The organism is Mycobacterium sp. D16Q13 (assembly GCF_002013375.1).
In the GTDB taxonomy this organism is placed as follows: Bacteria; Actinomycetota; Actinomycetes; order Mycobacteriales; family Mycobacteriaceae; genus Mycobacterium.
In genome coordinates this window covers 13,918-30,851 of the sequence record NZ_MAEW01000021.1, presented here as the reverse complement: position 1 = coordinate 30,851, position 16,934 = coordinate 13,918, and the positions used below count along the sequence as shown (strand labels likewise).

Annotated in this window: 17 protein-coding genes, 1 other RNA gene and 1 pseudogene; 11 read left to right on the top strand and 8 right to left on the bottom strand. The window is 63.0% G+C overall.

Annotation, left to right across the window (positions count from 1 at the left end; translation table 11 throughout):
• Nucleotides 1–23: 23 nt before the first annotated feature.
• Entirely contained in the window at nt 24–1,922 is a 1,899-nt protein-coding gene (locus tag B4400_RS20985) for a Z1 domain-containing protein (protein ID WP_139361521.1), read from the top strand.
• 624 nt (nt 1,923–2,546) lie between these two features.
• On the opposite strand, the gene B4400_RS20980 is transcribed toward B4400_RS20985, so the two are convergent.
• Both B4400_RS20980 and rnpB read right to left on the bottom strand, forming a co-directional pair.
• Nucleotides 2,547–3,302, bottom strand: coding sequence for a hypothetical protein (locus tag B4400_RS20980; protein ID WP_078312594.1), 756 nt, complete (start codon nt 3,300–3,302; stop codon nt 2,547–2,549).
• A gap of 201 nt (nt 3,303–3,503) precedes the next feature.
• Nucleotides 3,504–3,924, bottom strand: an RNA gene (gene rnpB, locus B4400_RS20975) — RNase P RNA component class A.
• Between the two features lie 37 nt (nt 3,925–3,961).
• On the opposite strand from rnpB, the gene B4400_RS20970 reads away from it, so the two are divergent.
• From B4400_RS20970 to B4400_RS20945, 6 genes and pseudogenes are all read left to right on the top strand, one after another.
• Nucleotides 3,962–4,345: a VOC family protein gene (locus tag B4400_RS20970; RefSeq protein ID WP_078312593.1), complete on the top strand. Its 384-nt coding sequence runs from the start codon at nt 3,962–3,964 to the stop codon at nt 4,343–4,345.
• 43 nt (nt 4,346–4,388) lie between these two features.
• Nucleotides 4,389–5,312: a DUF4129 domain-containing protein gene (locus tag B4400_RS20965; protein WP_078312592.1), complete on the top strand. Its 924-nt coding sequence runs from the start codon at nt 4,389–4,391 to the stop codon at nt 5,310–5,312.
• Nucleotides 5,309–5,794: a hypothetical protein gene (locus tag B4400_RS20960; RefSeq protein ID WP_078312591.1), complete on the top strand. Its 486-nt coding sequence runs from the start codon at nt 5,309–5,311 to the stop codon at nt 5,792–5,794. Before B4400_RS20965 ends, B4400_RS20960 begins: the two co-directional genes overlap by 4 nt.
• Nucleotides 5,791–6,753 carry an AAA family ATPase gene (locus B4400_RS20955; RefSeq protein WP_078312590.1) on the top strand — a complete coding sequence of 321 codons (963 nt, stop codon included), beginning with the start codon at nt 5,791–5,793 and terminating at the stop codon, nt 6,751–6,753. The genes B4400_RS20960 and B4400_RS20955 overlap by 4 nt, the downstream gene beginning before the upstream one ends.
• The gene (locus B4400_RS20950) at nt 6,750–7,979 is read left to right on the top strand and encodes a DUF58 domain-containing protein (RefSeq protein ID WP_078312589.1); all 1,230 of its coding nucleotides are present in this window, start codon (nt 6,750–6,752) and stop codon (nt 7,977–7,979) included. Before B4400_RS20955 ends, B4400_RS20950 begins: the two co-directional genes overlap by 4 nt.
• A pseudogene (locus tag B4400_RS20945) lies at nt 7,976–8,284 on the top strand (hypothetical protein); the annotation flags it as partial. The gene B4400_RS20950 and the pseudogene B4400_RS20945, both read left to right, overlap by 4 nt.
• Before the next feature lie 62 nt (nt 8,285–8,346).
• Here the strand turns inward: B4400_RS20945 and B4400_RS20940 are convergent.
• From B4400_RS20940 to cobC, 5 genes are read right to left on the bottom strand one after another with little or no spacing between them, the layout of a single operon-like run.
• A complete protein-coding gene (locus B4400_RS20940; protein WP_078312587.1) occupies nt 8,347–9,150 on the bottom strand; it encodes a HugZ family pyridoxamine 5'-phosphate oxidase in 804 nt (267 codons plus the stop codon).
• Between the two features lie 9 nt (nt 9,151–9,159).
• A complete protein-coding gene (locus B4400_RS20935; protein ID WP_078312586.1) occupies nt 9,160–10,272 on the bottom strand; it encodes a bifunctional RNase H/acid phosphatase in 1,113 nt (370 codons plus the stop codon).
• Nucleotides 10,269–10,991: a zinc ribbon domain-containing protein gene (locus tag B4400_RS20930; RefSeq protein WP_078312585.1), complete on the bottom strand. Its 723-nt coding sequence runs from the start codon at nt 10,989–10,991 to the stop codon at nt 10,269–10,271. Before B4400_RS20930 ends, B4400_RS20935 begins: the two co-directional genes overlap by 4 nt.
• Nucleotides 10,988–12,139, bottom strand: coding sequence for a Nif3-like dinuclear metal center hexameric protein (locus B4400_RS20925; protein WP_078312584.1), 1,152 nt, complete (start codon nt 12,137–12,139; stop codon nt 10,988–10,990). The genes B4400_RS20930 and B4400_RS20925 overlap by 4 nt, the downstream gene beginning before the upstream one ends.
• Nucleotides 12,139–13,155 carry an Rv2231c family histidinol phosphate aminotransferase CobC gene (cobC, locus tag B4400_RS20920; RefSeq protein WP_078312583.1) on the bottom strand — a complete coding sequence of 339 codons (1,017 nt, stop codon included), beginning with the start codon at nt 13,153–13,155 and terminating at the stop codon, nt 12,139–12,141. Before cobC ends, B4400_RS20925 begins: the two co-directional genes overlap by 1 nt.
• 34 nt (nt 13,156–13,189) lie before the next feature.
• On the opposite strand from cobC, the gene B4400_RS20915 reads away from it, so the two are divergent.
• From B4400_RS20915 to B4400_RS20905, 3 genes are read left to right on the top strand one after another with little or no spacing between them, the layout of a single operon-like run.
• Nucleotides 13,190–13,849 (top strand): HAD-IA family hydrolase, encoded by a 660-nt coding sequence (locus B4400_RS20915; protein ID WP_078312582.1) that lies wholly within the window; start codon nt 13,190–13,192, stop codon nt 13,847–13,849.
• The gene (locus B4400_RS20910; protein ID WP_078312581.1) at nt 13,842–14,333 is read left to right on the top strand and encodes a low molecular weight protein-tyrosine-phosphatase; all 492 of its coding nucleotides are present in this window, start codon (nt 13,842–13,844) and stop codon (nt 14,331–14,333) included. The genes B4400_RS20915 and B4400_RS20910 overlap by 8 nt, the downstream gene beginning before the upstream one ends.
• On the top strand, nt 14,333–15,148 hold the full coding sequence (locus B4400_RS20905) for an SURF1 family cytochrome oxidase biogenesis protein (RefSeq protein WP_078312580.1): 816 nt from the start codon (nt 14,333–14,335) through the stop codon (nt 15,146–15,148). The genes B4400_RS20910 and B4400_RS20905 overlap by 1 nt, the downstream gene beginning before the upstream one ends.
• Here the strand turns inward: B4400_RS20905 and B4400_RS20900 are convergent.
• Nucleotides 15,133–16,077: a cobalamin biosynthesis protein gene (locus tag B4400_RS20900; protein WP_078312579.1), complete on the bottom strand. Its 945-nt coding sequence runs from the start codon at nt 16,075–16,077 to the stop codon at nt 15,133–15,135. The two genes, B4400_RS20905 and B4400_RS20900, sit on opposite strands and share 16 nt — an antisense overlap.
• A 28-nt stretch (nt 16,078–16,105) precedes the next feature.
• On the opposite strand from B4400_RS20900, the gene B4400_RS20895 reads away from it, so the two are divergent.
• Nucleotides 16,106–16,918 carry an oxygenase MpaB family protein gene (locus B4400_RS20895; protein WP_078312578.1) on the top strand — a complete coding sequence of 271 codons (813 nt, stop codon included), beginning with the start codon at nt 16,106–16,108 and terminating at the stop codon, nt 16,916–16,918.
• Nucleotides 16,919–16,934: the final 16 nt, after the last annotated feature.

Below are 16,934 nucleotides of genomic sequence, written 5' to 3'. Positions count from 1 at the left end.
GCCAAACCGCTCGGGGAGCATCGATGCAGGATACAAATCCAACTGTATTTGACATCAATAATTACGTCGGCTTACAGGCGAAGGCCATCAACAGGTTGGCGTCACAGTACGATCGTATTCGAGGCGACGGTAAGTCGGTCGCACAAATCGAAAAAGCGGTTGATGGTGCGATAAAAAATGTCAAAGAGAATAACGTAACATCATTCATTATCTATGGTGAGCCACAAAGCGGCAAAACAGAGATGATGATCTGCCTGACGGCAGCCCTCCTAGATGAGGGTTTCAAAATTGTAATCGTTCTCGTCAACGACGCAGTACAGGTGCTCGATCAGAACCTCAACCGCTTTCGACGCTCCAACCTAGCACCCGCGCCTAAGAATTTTTCGGAGATTCTCGATGATTCGATCAAGCTCGGCGACAGTAACTGGGTAATCTTCTGCAAAAAGAATGCACGCGATCTCGATAAGCTTATTCAGAAGCTCGATAAACATAAAGACGGCCTGGTTATCATCGATGACGAGGCTGACTTCGCTAGTCCGAACGCAAAAGTAAATCGTGCCGAGAAAACTCGCATCAACGAATTGGTGGAAACCCTCATAGGTGATAGCGGAGCGTACATCGGCGTCACTGCCACGCCTGCACGGCTCGATCTAAACGAGACGTTCGACAACGACAGCGGGCGATGGATAGATTTTCCGCCTCACGATTTCTACACCGGTCAGGACATATTCTTTCCAAGTAGCGAAGCTCGACTAAACGGGTTGAAATATCTATTAGAACTGATGCCCGATAACCGCGATGACAAGAAATACCTTCGCTTGGCCCTGCTTAGCTTCTTAGCCCGCGTTGGTTATCTAAACCATACTGGTGACAACCTGGGTAATTACTGTATGCTCGTTCACACGAGCGGCAATAAGAGCGATCACACAGGTGACGCTCGAATTATAACTGATGTCTTTGTGACGCTGGCCGATAGCGGTAACAAGAACTTTCCAAAGTATGTCAAAGAGCTTTTCGACATTGCGTACGAGCTCTTTCCAGACTTTGCAGACCCAGTGGTGAAGTACGTTCTAACGAATATAGACAGAAACAACGTAGTAGTGATGAATAGCAACTCGTCAAAGCAGCAGGCGAGCTACATCAATGCTACAAACCCCAGCACGCTCTTTACGGTCGCGATCGGCGGAAATCTAGTCTCCCGCGGCATCACATTCGATAACTTGTTAACGATGTTTTTCACGCGAGAAGCGCACAAAATGCAGCAGGACACATACATCCAGCGCGCCCGCATGTTTGGTAGTCGTGGTTCCTACCTAGACTGGTTTCAGCTGCATATTCCAACATCTTTATATTGGGAGTGGCAGCGTTGCTTTGTCTTCCACAAACTATCGATCGCTGCTATTCGCAGCGGTGAAGGCGTCCCTCTATGGCTGCAGGATAGTCGAATCACAGCCGTCGCGACAAGCAGCATAAAGACTGCGTCGGTCCAGTGGAAGTCCGGCGAGATGTACTGGGATAAATTTGGCCTTTCTGCTGATACCCGCGACTGGTTGGTGAATGATCCAGGAGAGGGCATGACGCGAGTCCGTCGACTTCGCGACGAACTCGGTAATGAACTTCTTCCCGACTATCTAGTTGAATTCATACAAAACTTTCTGCCCTATGGCGATAAGTCAGTAGTGGTTCACGGCGCCTTAGACCTCACAAGCCGATACACTAGCGCCGACATAGATTTGATCGTTCGAGAAAAGGGCTTCATCGGCAGGAATCAGCTGAACCGGACGCGCTACCAACGGGCCCTTCATCATATTTACGTGATTACCAACCCAGACGGAGAAGCACGCGTGTATTATAAATATTCTCCCGATCCCGGCGATGCTCGCGTCAAAAGTAAGAACCTTACTTTCATAGGTCGCGCTTAGAAGATTAGAAGAGCCGTGTCTTGATTGGGGAAAAAGAACGCTTCCATGGCCTGGTGCTGTCAAGAATTATCGCTGCATCAGAATCCGGCGTCCATATCATGCCCTTGCGCGAGTCATCCCGATCGTGTTATGTCATCGATTACCGCAACGTGGTGATGATTAAGTATTCGACGAATCGGCTGACACCTTGGCAGTTTGTCGTTACGTCTGACCAATGTGCTGAGCTGCACGCACTGAGTTCACAGTACGACGTAGTAACGCTCGCCCTGGTGTGCGGACCCGATGGTGTTGTAGCACTCGATTGGCAGAACGTGAGGCCCGCGCTTCCGCCGTCCGAAGACCGACATCCCGCATTCTCGATACAGGCGAAACGGCGAAAGCGAGAGCAATATCGGATTTCTGGGCTCTGGCCGACCGAGCTCGTAACCCCTGACGCGGTCTTTGAATCAGCTTGGACTCAGCGAAACAGTACGACAAACGATGTCTCAGAACCAACGGTCTAAGCTTCGCGTATGTTGGGTCAAAATGAACGAGACGGTCTTCTAATGATCGCTGCGAACGCCCACTCGATGGCGAGCCTGCGAGGCCGGAACTTGGCTCAGCGACGATCCGGCCGCCAATCTGTCATGGCACTGTGCTCGGCCGCACTTGCATCTGCCAACGGCGAATCTGCCCTTTAGTCATCGACTTGCGAATTTCTTCGATGGTTTTGTAGTAGGCCTTGACGAAAAGCGACCTGAACTGTGAATCCGTATACGGACCAATCAGATCGTAGAATTTCGGCAGTGCAGCAGCGCCAACTTTGGGCGGGTCACCCTGAAACTTCGCGGGAGGGTTCTCCCATTCATCGACAACATTATTGAGATACTCTTCCATCGTTCGCACGCCCTTGAAAATGCCTGGGTCGTCGTGCAAAATGTTGGCATTGGTTTCGATATCCTTATGCGCTAACTCCAGTTGGAGCTGAACATTATTCAGTTCCTCCATAATGTCTTGATAGAGGGTTTGCGTGATGACGAACACAGCTTGCACACTCTCATCACTCACGACCACCGAATGAGCTCTCGCCCTTCGTCGCAATCCCTTGACCTTGACGAACGCTTCATTGATGCGATCCAGGATTAGAGTTCTGAGCGCATCCTTCTCGATCTCGGCCTTCCGCGATTCGTTGTCCTGCTCTATCTGCGCTTTCCTTGATTCGTTGTACTGATAGATGACGATAGCGACCGCCTGCGTAACAACTGAAGCGGTCAATACGCTCAGTAGTGACTTCGCGATCTCCGTATCCATGTCCTTCGGACTTCCGAAATGCCAAATCCACGCAATACCAAGGATTGCCGCCAGCGTGATCCCGCCCAAAGTCAGCACGATCTTCATCATGAGTCGAGCCTACCTCCGGCCGGAGTCGGACTTTGCGGACCAGGATTTAGCCCTCCGCGGATCGGCAATTTTTCGGCCGAAGCACTTACCGACTCATGCAGCAACGCAAGCGCGGGGGCGCAGCCTTTCGGCGTGCCCGGCAGACTTGAAGGATGCGCGGCCATATTTCTGACCACATATCGACTGGTAGATCTGGAGAGGCGGACGAGTTGGCCTGTAAGCCGGATCCTGTTCCACGCAGCCACGGGCTAGCCGCGGCCGCGCAGCGGCGACCATCCATCTGGGCACACCGTCGCCGGGTACCTCAAGCGGCCTACCCGGAAGCTCGGGCGAGCAGCCCTCGAACACTTCCACAGCTGTGCAAGCACAGCCTTTTGGCCTTGCTTCGGGTGGGGTTTACCGAGCCGAACCGGTCACCCGGTCCGCTGGTGCGCTCTTACCGCACCGTTTCACCCTTACCACCCCTGAATCCCGAAAGACCCAGCGGTGGCGGTCTGTTTTCTGTGGCACTGTCCCGCGAGTCACCTCGGATTGCCGTTAGCAATCACCCTGCTCTGTGAAGTCCGGACTTTCCTCGAACCGCGGGATTTCTCCCACGATCCGCGGCCGCCCGGCCAACTCGTCCGCGCGGTCATCGTACTCGTGACAAGCTCATCGCCATGACGACAACGGCTCGACTGGGCGCGATATCGATCGACTGTTCGGATCCGGCGGCACTCGCCCGGTTCTACCAGCAGGTGCTTGACCTGGAGATTCTATTCGAGAGCCCGGATATGGCCGCACTGAAAGGTGCCGCCGTGCTGCTCACCTTTCAGCGCGTGGCAGACCATCAGCCGCCGCAGTGGCCGACGGGTGCGCTACCGAAACAACTGCACCTCGAGCTCGCGGCGGCAGACCTGGATGCCGAGGAGGCACGCATCCTCGGGCTCGGGGCGACCAAGGCCGACACCCAGCCGAATCCGGGCGGATGGCGGGTACTGATCGACCCGGCCGGTCACCCGTTCTGCATCACCAACCTCATCCCTGAGGGCACCTATTCATGACCGTCTGCTGACGCGAATGGCCGTCTACATGTGACGATGAGGCATGAACAGTACAAACAAACTGTTCGTTCGAGCGGCCGGGCTCCTCGTCCTCGTCGCGCTGTTGGTCGTCGCACTACGCAGCTATCTGCCGGACCCAGCGATTCTCCCCCGGCCCGAGGAACCTCGCGATGAGCCTCGTTCAATAGCCTTGCAGCTCTTGCTGTGTGGTGTCGTCGCCATTCTCATTCTGTTGAGTCTGCGGCGACGGCGTCCCGGAATGCCGGTCTCGGCCGAGAGCCCATCGTATGTGCGGTTACACGGGTTGACCCGGCGCGAGGCGATCATCGCCGCCGCCAGCGTTCTCGCCCTGACGAGTGCGGTGTGGATGTCGCTCTATCTGACCCGGCCGGCGGGCGATTCTCCGGTGCGAGAACCTGCCCCTGGCACCTCGGAACCGCGACCGGCCGCCGAGGCCGGGTCCCATAAGACCTCGGGCAACTCACCCGGTCGGGAAGAGTCCGGCGCGCCCATGGTGATCCTCGGTGTGGTGTTGATCGGCATCGCTGTGGCGATCTTCGTGCTGAGACGCAACGATCCGGATGCCCTAGATGCCGGTGGCGGCCCCTCTGCGGAATCCGAAGGCCTCGATGCGACACCCGGGTCACTCGCCCATCTCGTCGAACTCGGCCTCGCCGAGGTCGCCGAGCCGGGCCGAGATCCGCGCGCATCGATCATCGCGTGCTACGCCGCCATGGAGCAGGGGCTCACGGCGGCACCGGAGGCGGCACCGCTTGCCTCGGATACCCCGTCGGAAGTCTTGCAGCGAGCGGTCCACATCGGTGCCCTCCACTCGCATGCGGGCACCCAGCTCGTCTCGCTCTTCTCCGAGGCACGATTCAGCCCACACCAGATGACCCAGACCGATCGTGAGTCCGCGGTGCGCTGGCTGCAGAACGTGCTGGACGACCTTCGGAGCAGGCAATGAAATGGTTCGTACCGGCCGTGCTGCTGGTGGTGATCCTGGCCGAAGCCTGTGTGGCTTCCAGTCCGCTGCGCTCCCTCACTCTTCCGATCACCGGCGCTGTGGTCGCCGTCGCCCTGTACCTGCTGTGGAGGCAGCTGCGGAATCCGCCGGAACCAAGGCCGCTGCCCCCGGCCAGCCTTCCGGCGGACGAGACGTTGCACCGATGGCTTGCCCGTGCCGAGGCGAGGATCAGTTGGGCCGAACGGACTCGCGGCGACTGGGATCGACATCTGCGGCCCCTCATCGCGGCCGATTTCGAGACCGCGGCAGGTCATCGACAGTCAAAAGATCGCGCCGCGCTCGCCGCGACCGGGCGCATGATGTTTGGCCCCGACCTGTGGCCCTGGGTCGACCCGAATGGCGCGTCGCATAAGGACCGTGCTGAACCGGCCCCCGGGCGCGCCGTACTGCAATCGATACTCGACCGATTGGAGCAGATGTGACGACACTTCCGGTTGCCGTCGCGACCCAACACGCCGACGCGGTGCTGACGGAGATCGAACGGGTTGTTGTCGGAAAACGCGATGCGCTGCAACTGATTCTGTTGACGATCCTCGCGCGCGGGCATGTCCTCATCGAGGATCTACCGGGCCTGGGCAAAACGCTGATCGCCCGATCGTTCGCGGCAGCGCTGGGGCTAGATTTCGCCCGAGTGCAGTTCACGCCAGATCTGCTGCCCGCCGATCTGCTGGGCTCCACGATCTACGACATGTCTTCCGGGCTGTTCGAGTTTCGTACCGGACCGATCTTCACGAATCTCCTGCTGGCCGACGAGATCAACCGCACTCCACCCAAGACGCAATCGGCGCTGCTGGAAGCGATGGCGGAGGGGCAGGTCAGCATCGACGGCGAAACCCGCAGACTGCCAGCCCCATTCGTGGTGCTGGCGACGGACAACCCCATCGAGTATGAGGGAACGTATCCGCTACCGGAGGCACAGCTGGACCGGTTCGCGATGCGGCTGCAATTGGGATATCTCAGCGAGGACCTCGAGATGGAAATGCTGCAGCGGCGATTGAACCGCGGATCAGCGCAGCCGATTGTGTCGCAAGTGATCGCCGCCGAAGACCTTGTGATGATGCGGGAAGCGGTGGAACACGTTTCGGTACATCCGGATGTCCTTCGCTATATCGTCGCGCTGGCCGCCGCGACGCGCACTCACTCGCATGTCGAGGTCGGTGCCAGTCCGCGTGCGGAGCTGGACTTGGTGCAGATGTCGCGGGCGCGGGCCATGCTGCTCGGCCGCGACTTTGTGATACCCGAGGATGTCAAAGCGCTCGCCGTACCCGCTGTCGCGCACCGGATCAGTCTGCGTCCGGAGATGTGGGTACGCCGCATCACCGGCGCGCATGTGGTCGACGAACTGTTACACCGGCTGCCAGTACCGCGAGCGTCCGGATGATCAGTTGGCGCGCTTCCCCGCTGACATCTGCGCTGGCTGCCTGCGCCGGCACCGCGTTGACACTTGCGATGGTGACGGGCCGGTGGCAGTTGGTCATGTTCGCGGCACCTTTCATCGGCGTCCTCGTCGGAGCCACCCAACGCCCCAAGGATGGCCGGGTATGGGTTTCCGAGGAGTCAGAACCGTTACGGTGCTTGGAGTCTGAGACGGTAACCATCACCACGACGATCGAATCGGCCGAACCGGCGGTGGTCTGCCGGCTACTCCCGGCGCCCGTGGAGGGTCTGCACATCGAGGTGGGCAAGGCGAGAGCGCCGAACCAGATCACCATGCACGTGTCGGCTGAACGCTGGGGCCGGTACACCATTGCGGTTCAGGTTCACACAGTTTCCACGTCTGGCCTGTGGGCTGGCGCTCCGGTAACGCTGCCTGCCGCAGAGCTGCGTGTGTACCCATTGGCAGACCCGCAGGACGTCACGCTGCCGCCCGCCGACCTGCCCGACCGGATCGGCACACACCTGACGCGACACCATGGACCGGGCGTCGAATATGCGGACATTCGTGAGTATGTCCCGGGTGACTCACTGCGAACAGTCAATTGGAGAGTCAGTGCGCGGCGGGGAAGATTGCATGTCACCGACCGGCTGACCGATCGGGCCGCCGATGTTGTCGTTCTGATCGACACCTATCCGCAGCCGTCGGGTCCGGCAACAACGGCGACGGAGCGATCCGCGCGTGGCGCTGCCCAGCTGGTGCAGTCGGTGTTGCAGCGCGGAGACCGGGCGGGTGTTGTCCTGTTGGGCAGTGCTCCACGCTGGCTTGCTCCCGACATCGGCCGCCACCAGTTCTATCGCCTGCTGGACGCCGTTCTGGATGCCGGAGAATGGCATTCACAGAGCGTCAGTGCGCTGGCCCCGCGCGCGGCGATGCCGCCCAACGCGATCGTGGTGGCGTTCTCCACGCTGATGAACGCCGATTTCGGTCTGGCCCTCACCGACCTTAGGCGGCGCGGGCACCCGGTGCTGGTGGTCGATGTGCTCGACCGCTTGCCTTTCCGTGAGGAACCCGATCCGATCGTCGCGCGCTGGTGGCGATTGGAACGTTCCCGGATGTATCGCAATATCGCTGTGACGGGAGTCGACGTGATCGGCTGGAGTCACGATTCGGGACTCAACCACGCCATGCACCTGCTGCCGCGGCGCCCGCGAATGGCACGGCGCCGATGAAAACGAGTGTGGTGTTGGCCGTGCTGTTGGTCATCGGCGTCCTGGCACGCACCGATACGTCCCCGGTGATCGCGATGCTCTCCGGTATGACCGCCGTGATGTGTCTGTCGGCCGCATACACCCGGCATTGGCCGTCCGACGTTCTTCCCGCGCTGCTGTTCGGTTGCGTGGCATTGCTCGCGGCGGCGGCACCCGCATGGCACGCATCGTGGCTGCCTTTGGCCGTACCTGTCGCCATCGTCGTCATCTATGTTCTGGCGCTGCGGCCCTTTACCCAGGGCAGCGGCGGCACCGTGGAGCGATGACGATCGCGATCTGAGTCATCCACAATCTTGCCCCGATTGGTGGATATCGAAACCTGGGTGCGCTAGGCGCCCGGGTCGGCCAGCCGTGCCAGCTGCACGGTCGCACCGCGGAGCTCATCGATCGAATCAATCGGATCGACGTAGCCGACTCGGGTCACGGACCAACCCCGCGGCGTACTCACCCGGATATCCAGCCCGTATCGGTCTGCTCCCTCACAACGAGCCGCGGTGGCGTCCGGGTATCCACCGAGTCGTTGTGCCATCGCGAGCAGCGCCTGCCCGTGATCGTCGTTGAGGTGAGTGACCGCTCGATCAGCCTTGGGCGAGACGGGATCTGGTGCGGCCGAATCGTAATCGGCGCCACTTGCCGAGTCCATGCGGCCGTAGCCGCCCACCCAGCGCACGCGTTCGACGTCCAGAATCCAGACAGAGAAATCGCTGTAGTCGATGTAATAGCGGGCGGCGGGCACCGCAGCGATGTGGGCCTCACGCGCCGCGGGCAGCTCGTCCGGGCTGGGCCGGCGCACCTTCCCGGCAAGGGTGATCCGGGTGTTGGCCAACGGATCCTCGGGGGCGTCGGGCGCCACGATGGAAACGCTCGCTCGGGGGTCGCGTATCAGGTTGCGTCCGTGCTCAGCCATCTTCGATACGCAGAGCACCGGCGACCCACCCAGTAGCCCATAGGTGACCAGCGACGCCCATGGCTCACCGTCGGCAGACAGGCTCGCAAGGGTCGCGATGTTCGTCGACGCCGCAACCGTTCTCGCCTCCTCGGCGGCCGAAGGCCGAGCCGGGTTGGCGACATCTGCCAGGGGTGGGGCAATGGTGGGCGCATCGCCCGGATCGCCGTGATCGCGAGAAGCCATGGCGACAGCCTAAGTCAGGTACGAGGTCTCATTGACGAGTCGCACTGAAGCCGGCCCGTCCGAGTAGAACTCGGCGATGCTCAGCGAGGCCAGATCCAGGTGCAACCGGTACAGCAGGCTGGGTCCCGCATCTAGTGCCAGGCGCAGCAGCGTCTTGATGGGCGTCACATGGGAGACCACCAAAACCGTGGCGTCGCCGTACTCGGCGATGATCCGATTGCGGGCACGGCGCACCCGGTGGTGCACGGTATCGAAGCTCTCCCCTTCCGGCGGAGTCACCGAGGTATCGCTGAGCCACTGGGCGTGCAGCTGCGGATCACGCGCGGAAGCTTCGGAGAACGTCAAACCCTCCCACGTGCCGAAGTCGGTTTCGATCAGATCGTCATCAACCGTCAGCGGTACTCCCAGTGCCTCGGCGGCCGCAGCGGCAGTCTCCTTAGCGCGGCCCAGCGGCGAGCTGATGACGGCCGCGATACCACCGCGGCTCGCGAGGTAACGTGCCGCCTTCGCGGCCTGATCGCGCCCCAGTTCGGTCAGCTCAGGATTCCCGCGACCGGAGTACCGGCGCTGCACCGAAAGCTCGGTCTGCCCGTGGCGAAGCAGCAGCATTCGGGTGGGCTTGCCGCGCGCACCGGTCCAGCCCGGCGCGGCATCGGCAGGCTTGGGCTCCTTGGCTTCTTTGGTTTCCTTGGGCTTCTTCGGAACCTTGGGTTCGATGCCACTGGCACGGTCCATCGCCTCATTGGCCAGCCGATCGGCGTGCTTATTGCGCTCCCGGGGAATCCACTTGTAGTCGACGGTTTCGAACTGCATCGCCGCGGTGATCGCCTGCCGGTACAGCGTGATGAGGTCGGGATGTTTGACCTTCCAGCGGCCGGACATCTGTTCGACGACGAGTTTGGAGTCCATCGAGACGCTTACCTCAGTGGCGCCCAGTCGCGCCGCCTCCGCCAATCCCGCTATCAGACCGCGGTATTCGGCCACATTGTTGGTGGCATGACCGATCGCCTCGCAGGCCTCGCCCAGTACCGTCTCATGATCCGGGGCGAACACCACGGCGCCATATCCGGCCAGCCCGGGGTTACCGCGCGAACCACCGTCGGCCTCGACAAGAACTCTCACAGGCGCACCAGGATCGCACTGCACTCGGGGCACCGCAGCACCTCGTCGGCGGCCGCGGCCGAGATCCGGGACAGCTCACCGCGGTCCAACTCGATACGGCACGCGCCGCACTTGTTGCCTTGTAATAATCCCGCTCCCGGACCTCCCGAGCGGCGCTGCCGTTCATAGGCTTCCAGCAGCGCCCCGTCGATGGAGGACGACAGGCCGTCACGACGCTGCCGAATCTGGTTCTCCTCGGCATCGGTGTCGATGGAAATCGCACGCTGGAGCCGCTCGATTTCCGCGATCCGTTCGGCGATCTTGTCGGCGCTGGCCTGAGCCGAAGCCTGTTGGGCCTGGAGCTCCTCGCGACGCTCCATCAGCTCCAGCTCGGAGTCCTCGAGGCTGGACTGGCGGCGCTCCAGGGTGTCGAGCTCATGCTGAATATCGACGAGTTCCTTCGGGTTCACGCTGCCCGAGGCCAGCAAGGAACGGTCGCGGTCCTCCCGTTGACGCACGGCGGTCACCTCGGTGTCCAGCTTCGCCACCTGAACATCCAGGTCTTCCAGAGCCAGACCGAGCGCACTCACGTCGCCGAGAATCTTCCGCTGCTGCGCCTGCAACTCCCCGTGCTCCTGGCGTTCCGGCGGATTCGCACGCCGGTGCGTGAGGCGCGTCAATTCGGCATCTACGGACGCCAGATCTACCAGGAGACGCTGTTGTGCCACATCGGCTTTCATGCTCGTTCTTCTTTCTCTGGACCACCCAGGGTCCAAGGGTCTGTGCGAACTGGCGAGATGCGCGTCGGTAACTTCTCTCCGAATTCGGTGTCGAGCACCCGCGCTGCCTGCGCACACCACGGGAACTCGCTGGCCCAATGGGCGACGTCGACAAGTGCAACGCTACTTGCCCGGGCATGCTCGTCGGCGGGATGGTGCCGCAGATCGGCGGTGACATACGCGTCAGCCCCGGATCCGACCGCGGTACTCAACAGCGAGTCGCCCGCACCGCCACAGACCGCGACGGTCTGAATCAGGGCATCCGGATCACCGGAGGCCCGGGTTCCCCACACGGTCTTCGGCAGGGCGGCTCCGACGCGGGATGCAAAGTCACGTAGAGGCTCCGGTTCGGGCAGCACACCCACCCGCCCCAGACCGGTGCCCGTCGGCACGGGTGCCATGGGCAGGACGTCGATGGCCGGCACTTCATAGGGATGGGCGGCCCGAATCGCCGCGAACAGCTCACAGCGCAGCCGGGATGGGGCGACCATCTCCACCCGATCCTCGACAACCTGCTCCACGACACCGTGCACACCGATTGCGGGGTCCGAACCCTCCAGCGGGCGGAACTGCCCGGTACCGGTGGCGCTCCACGAGCAGTCCGAGTAGGCGCCGAGTTGTCCGGCGCCGGCGTCGAACATGGCGCGGCGCACCACCTCCGCGGATTCGGTGGGCACGAATACCACCCATTTGTCGTAGTCGGCGAACTGCGGGGCGAGCACCGAGGTCACCTGCAGCCCAAGGGCTTCCGCGAGGGCATCGGACACACCGGGGCTCGCGGAGTCGGCGTTGGTGTGCGCCGTGAACAACGCGCCGCCCGAACGGATGAGGCGATGGATCAGCGCGCCCTTGGGCGTACTGGCCGCCACCGTGTCCACACCGCGCAGCAACAGCGGGTGGTGCGCCAACAGCAGATGCGAACCGGCAGGCGAACCAGCACTATCCATCTCGTCGAGCACTGACGCTGTCGCATCGACGGCGACGGTCACCGCCTCGACCTGCTGCTCGGGGTCACCACAGACCAAGCCCACTGAATCCCACGATTCGGCCAGGGCGGGCGGATACGCCGCGTCAAGCACACCGATGATGTCCGCGAGCCGCACACCCACTACAGAATCTCCTTCATCGCTTGCACCAGCTCCGGCCATTCGGGTCGCACCGCCACCCGCAGATAGTCGCCGCCCAGCCCCACGAAGGTGTCGCAGCGGCGGACGGCGATGTTCTTGACCTCCAAGTGTTTTCGCATCAGTTTGGCGTCGGGCACGGTCACCAGCAGGAACGGTGCCGCCCCTTCGGTGACAGTCAACCCTAGGCGGCGCAGCGCATCGGCCTGCTGGCGCCGCGTGTCGGCAAGACGCTGGGAGTCCTCCGCGGCGAGCGCGACCGCTTCCGGGGTGTTGCAGGCGATGAGGGCTTCGAGTTGCAGTGTGCCCAAAGGCCAATGCGCACGGCCGTGCGTGAGCCTGTCCAGCACCTCGGGGTCACCCACGGCGTAGCCCGCACGCAATCCGGCGAGTGCCCACGTTTTGGTGAGGCTGCGCAGCACCACCAGGCCGGGCAGTCGCTCCGCCGCCAATGACTCCGGCTCCCCGGGCACCGCGTCCATGAAGGCCTCGTCAACCACCAGGATTCGTCCAGGACGACGCAACGCGAGCAGATCCGCACGGCGGTGCAGCACCGAGGTCGGGTTGGTGGGGTTCCCGATGACCACCAGGTCGGCGTCGTCGGGAACGGTGGCGGCGCCGAGGATGAACGGTGGCGGCAACACCACGTGGTCGATCGGGACACCGGCCTCGGCAAGCACGGCTTCCGGTTCGGTGAAGCCCGGTGCGAACAGGGCGGCCCGGCGCGGACTCAGCCGGGGCAGCATTGCGAAGCCCTCTGCGGCCCCCGCCAGCGGCAGCACCTCATCGGTCGTTCGGCCATGTCGTTCGGCGATCGCGGAAACGGCGCGCTCCTGGTCGGCGCGGGGCGGGTAGCTGCCCAGCTCATCGAGCCGGACGGCGAGCCGATCACGCAGCCAGTGCGGTGGCGCGGCGGCGCGCACATTCACAGCGAAGTCCAGGACGCCCGGAATCAGCGCCTGGTCGCCGTGATAGCGCACTCCCTTTCGCGGCCCAGTCATGTCTCGACACTAATGTAGGGGGGTGGCTCCTCCGATGCTGGTGATCTTCGATCTCGACGGCACCCTGACCGATTCTGCACCGGGGATCGTCTCCAGTTTCCGTCACGCGCTCAGTCACGTCGGCGCGCCCGAACCGACCGGTGATATCGCGTCGCGGGTGGTGGGACCGCCGATGCACGTCACACTCGGTTCGATGGGGCTCGGCGACCGTGCCGCCGATGCGATCGCGGCCTACCGAGCCGACTACGGCGCACGCGGATGGGCCGTCAACGAGACGTTCGACGGCATCCACGACGTGCTGATCGGGCTACGCGAGGCGGGGGTGCCCATGGTGGTGGCGACATCCAAGTCCGAACCGATCGCGGCACGAATTCTGGAGCATTTTGGGCTTGCCGAGTTTTTCCAGGTGATCGCCGGGGCAAGCCCGGACGGTGTCCGGTCCAGTAAGGCCGATGTGATCGAGCACGCCCTGTCCCAGCTGGATGAGGTTCCCTCGACCGGCGTGGTGATGGTGGGCGACCGGGTGCACGATGTGGAAGGTGCGGCCGCACACGGTATCGGCACCGTCGTCGTCGACTGGGGTTACGGAGCAACGGATTTCGACGACGATGCGCCGAACTCCGGCGATCTTTCCCGATGGATCATCGGGCGTGTCGGCACCCCGCAAGAACTGCGGGAGGAACTTCATGTCTGAGCCTCTCCATGTCACCTTCGTGTGCACCGGCAACATCTGTCGCTCCCCCATCGCCGAGAAGATGCTGGCGCACCAGCTCGCCGAGCGCGGCCTGGGCGATCGGGTGCGCGTGACCAGCGCCGGTACCGGAGATTGGCATTCCGGACAGCCAGCCGACGAACGCGCGGCCAGTGTGCTGGCCGAGCACGGCTACCCGACGCAGCACCGAGCGGCCCAGGTGGATGGTGATCATCTGAGCGCCGATCTCATCATTGCTCTGGCGCGCAACCACTCCCGCATGCTGCTGCATCTGGGAGCCGACCCCGAACGGGTGCGGCTGCTGCGGTCCTTCGATCCGCGTGCGGGCCGGGCGGCCATGGATGTCGAGGACCCTTACTACGGCGACCGCAAGGATTTCGCGGACGTGCTGTCGGTCATCGAGGCCGCGATGCCCGGCCTGCACGCCTGGGTCGACAAGACGCTCGCGGAGCGTGAGACCAGCTGATGCGACGTCTCGCGTTTCTGCTGCGCCCGGGATGGATTGCCCTGGCGCTGGTAGTCATCGCATTCGCGTATCTGTGTTTCACGGTGTTGGCGCCGTGGCAGCTGGGCAAGAACACCAAGACCTCGCGGGAGAACGACCGCATCGCCCATTCGGTGAGCGCCGACCCGGTGCCACTGAAAGACGAGCTGCGGCCTGACTATTCAATGCCCGAGGACTCCGAATGGCGCAGGGTGACGGCGACTGGGCATTATCTACCGGACCGCCAGGTGCTGGCCCGGCTGCGCGTGGTCGATGCCAAGCCCGCCTATGAGGCGTTGACGGTGTTCCAGGTCGATGGTGGTCCTGCGATTCTGGTGAACCGCGGCTATGTGCGGCCCGAAGAGGGCACCAGTGCCCCCCCGGTACCCGTGGCGCCCACCGGCCCGGTGACCATCAACGCGCGGCTGCGAGAGCCCGAACAGCAGTCAGACAAGGCGCCTTTCCTGGAAAACGGTGAATACCAGGTGTATTCGATCGTTCCGGGGCAGGTTTCGACACTGCTGAAGACTCCGCTTGCCGGGCCGTATCTACAGCTCTCGGAGGATCAGCCAGGCGGTTTAGGGGCCATCCCGCTGCCGCAGCTGGACGCCGGACCGTTCCTGTCCTACGGCATCCAGTGGATCGCGTTCGGGATTTTGGCGCCATTTGGGTTGGGGTACTTCGTCTTCTCTGAGATCAGACAGCGCCGCGCGGCGGCCGCCGCGGTGAACGCCGTGAAACCCGGGACACCACAGACCACCGAAGAACGGTTGGCCGACCGTTACGGGCGGCGCTGACGCCACGCAGCGATCACCGCAGCAACGGCTGTCACATTCTGGACGGCACGCGAAAGCCGAGCTGCCTCATGCACTTCCCCGATCCTGGGTGCGACACCGCACCCCAGTGTGGGACGGATCTCCTCGCCGTACGGATACCGGACGGGGCCACCGAGACGCACGCCGAGAGCACCCGCGACGGCCGCCTCGGCGACACCGGCGTTGGGACTGGGGTGGCGCTGCCCGTCGCGCAGGCAGACACGCAGCGTCGCGACCGCTGAGCCCCCGAGAAACGGGGCCGCAACCGCCGTGGCCAGCGCGGTGAGCCTGGCGGGCAGCAGGTTGAGCAGGTCGTCCAACCGTGCTGCCGCCCAGCCGAATCGCAGGTATCGGGCCGATTTGTGGCCGATCATCGCGTCGAGGGTGTTGGCCACACGGTAGGCCAGCACACCAGGAACGCCCGCGAGTGCCGCCCATACCAGCGGCCCGGTGTGGGCGTCGGAGGTGTTCTCTGCCAGGGATTCCACGGTGGCACGGGCGATTCCGTCGACGTCCAGCAGGCTCGGGTCCCGGCCGCAGAGGGACGGCAACAGCGCCCGCGCGTCGTCGATGTTGTCGTCATACAGGTGTTCCGACATCTGCGCGCCCACCCGGACCAGGGATGTTCCGCCGAGGGTCGCCCAGGTCGCGATGGCGGTCACGATGACGGTGGCGGTCGCCGAGCGGCGCGCTGCGCGTTCAACTGCCCATCCGGTGACGGTGACGGCGGTCAGTAACGCGGCGGTGTGGGCTGCGCCGGCAAGCTTGGTGTCCCGGTAGGTGTACGTCTCCAGTGCCGCGGCGGCCTGCCCGAATCCGGCGACCGGGTGGAACCGGCGCGGGTCGCCGAAAGCCCGGTCCAGGGCGTAACCGAGGGCGATACCCGCGGCGCGGAATCCTCGGCGCGACACGCACACACCCTATAGAATTTGCTGTGCAATGAAGCACTCCCCTGCCAGGCTTGTGGACCTGGTCAATCCCGCTTCGCTGCTGTTGCCTGCCTCGAACGTGATCATGCAGTTGTCGCATCCCGGCGTCGGATATGGAGTGCTGGAGAGCCCCGTCGACAGCGGCAACGTCTACAAGCATCCGTTCAAACGGGCCCGGACCACCGGAATGTTTCTCGCGGTCGCGACGATGGGCAGCCGCCACGACCGTGAGGTGATGAAACGCGGTGTTGACGCGGTGCACCGGCAGGTGCGCTCCACCCCCAAGAGCCCGGTGAAGTACAACGCCTTTGATCCAGGACTGCAGCTGTGGGTGGCGGCGTGCCTGTACCAGTACTACGTGCAGGCCTATGAGTCGCTGCACGGCCCGCTCGATGATGCGACGGCCGATGAGATCTATCGCGATGGCGCACGGATCGGCACCGCGTTGCAGGTACGGCCCGAGCAGTGGCCGCCGGATCGGGATGCGTTCAATGACTACTGGAAACGGTCCGTCGACGAGCTGCGGATCGACGCACCAGTGCGCGAACATCTGTTGGGTGTCGCGTCGTTCACGATGCTGCCGTGGCCATTGCGGATGGCCGGACGGTTCAATCTGTTTGCGACCAAAGGGTTTCTGCCCCCGCAGTTCCGCGAGCTGTTGCAGGTTCCCTGGACGGATCGCGACCAGCGCCGCTTCGATGCACTGCTGAGCGCGCTACGGATCGCCGATCGGATGGTGCCCGCACAGGTGTGGACGTTGTCCTATACCGCGCTCATCTGGGACATGCGATTACGCGAGCGTCTGGGTAAGCCTGTCGTCTAGGCTCGCAGACGTGCAG

Coding starts and splice junctions, on each gene's coding strand:
- B4400_RS20985 (WP_139361521.1), top strand. CDS start 24: ATGCAGGATACAAATCCAACTGTATTTGACATCAATAATTACGTCGGC.
- B4400_RS20980 (WP_078312594.1), bottom strand. CDS start 3,302: ATGATGAAGATCGTGCTGACTTTGGGCGGGATCACGCTGGCGGCAATC.
- B4400_RS20970 (WP_078312593.1), top strand. CDS start 3,962: ATGACGACAACGGCTCGACTGGGCGCGATATCGATCGACTGTTCGGAT.
- B4400_RS20965 (WP_078312592.1), top strand. CDS start 4,389: ATGAACAGTACAAACAAACTGTTCGTTCGAGCGGCCGGGCTCCTCGTC.
- B4400_RS20960 (WP_078312591.1), top strand. CDS start 5,309: ATGAAATGGTTCGTACCGGCCGTGCTGCTGGTGGTGATCCTGGCCGAA.
- B4400_RS20950 (WP_078312589.1), top strand. CDS start 6,750: ATGATCAGTTGGCGCGCTTCCCCGCTGACATCTGCGCTGGCTGCCTGC.
- B4400_RS20940 (WP_078312587.1), bottom strand. CDS start 9,150: ATGGCTTCTCGCGATCACGGCGATCCGGGCGATGCGCCCACCATTGCC.
- B4400_RS20930 (WP_078312585.1), bottom strand. CDS start 10,991: ATGAAAGCCGATGTGGCACAACAGCGTCTCCTGGTAGATCTGGCGTCC.
- cobC (WP_078312583.1), bottom strand. CDS start 13,155: ATGACTGGGCCGCGAAAGGGAGTGCGCTATCACGGCGACCAGGCGCTG.
- B4400_RS20915 (WP_078312582.1), top strand. CDS start 13,190: ATGCTGGTGATCTTCGATCTCGACGGCACCCTGACCGATTCTGCACCG.
- B4400_RS20910 (WP_078312581.1), top strand. CDS start 13,842: ATGTCTGAGCCTCTCCATGTCACCTTCGTGTGCACCGGCAACATCTGT.
- B4400_RS20905 (WP_078312580.1), top strand. CDS start 14,333: ATGCGACGTCTCGCGTTTCTGCTGCGCCCGGGATGGATTGCCCTGGCG.
- B4400_RS20895 (WP_078312578.1), top strand. CDS start 16,106: ATGAAGCACTCCCCTGCCAGGCTTGTGGACCTGGTCAATCCCGCTTCG.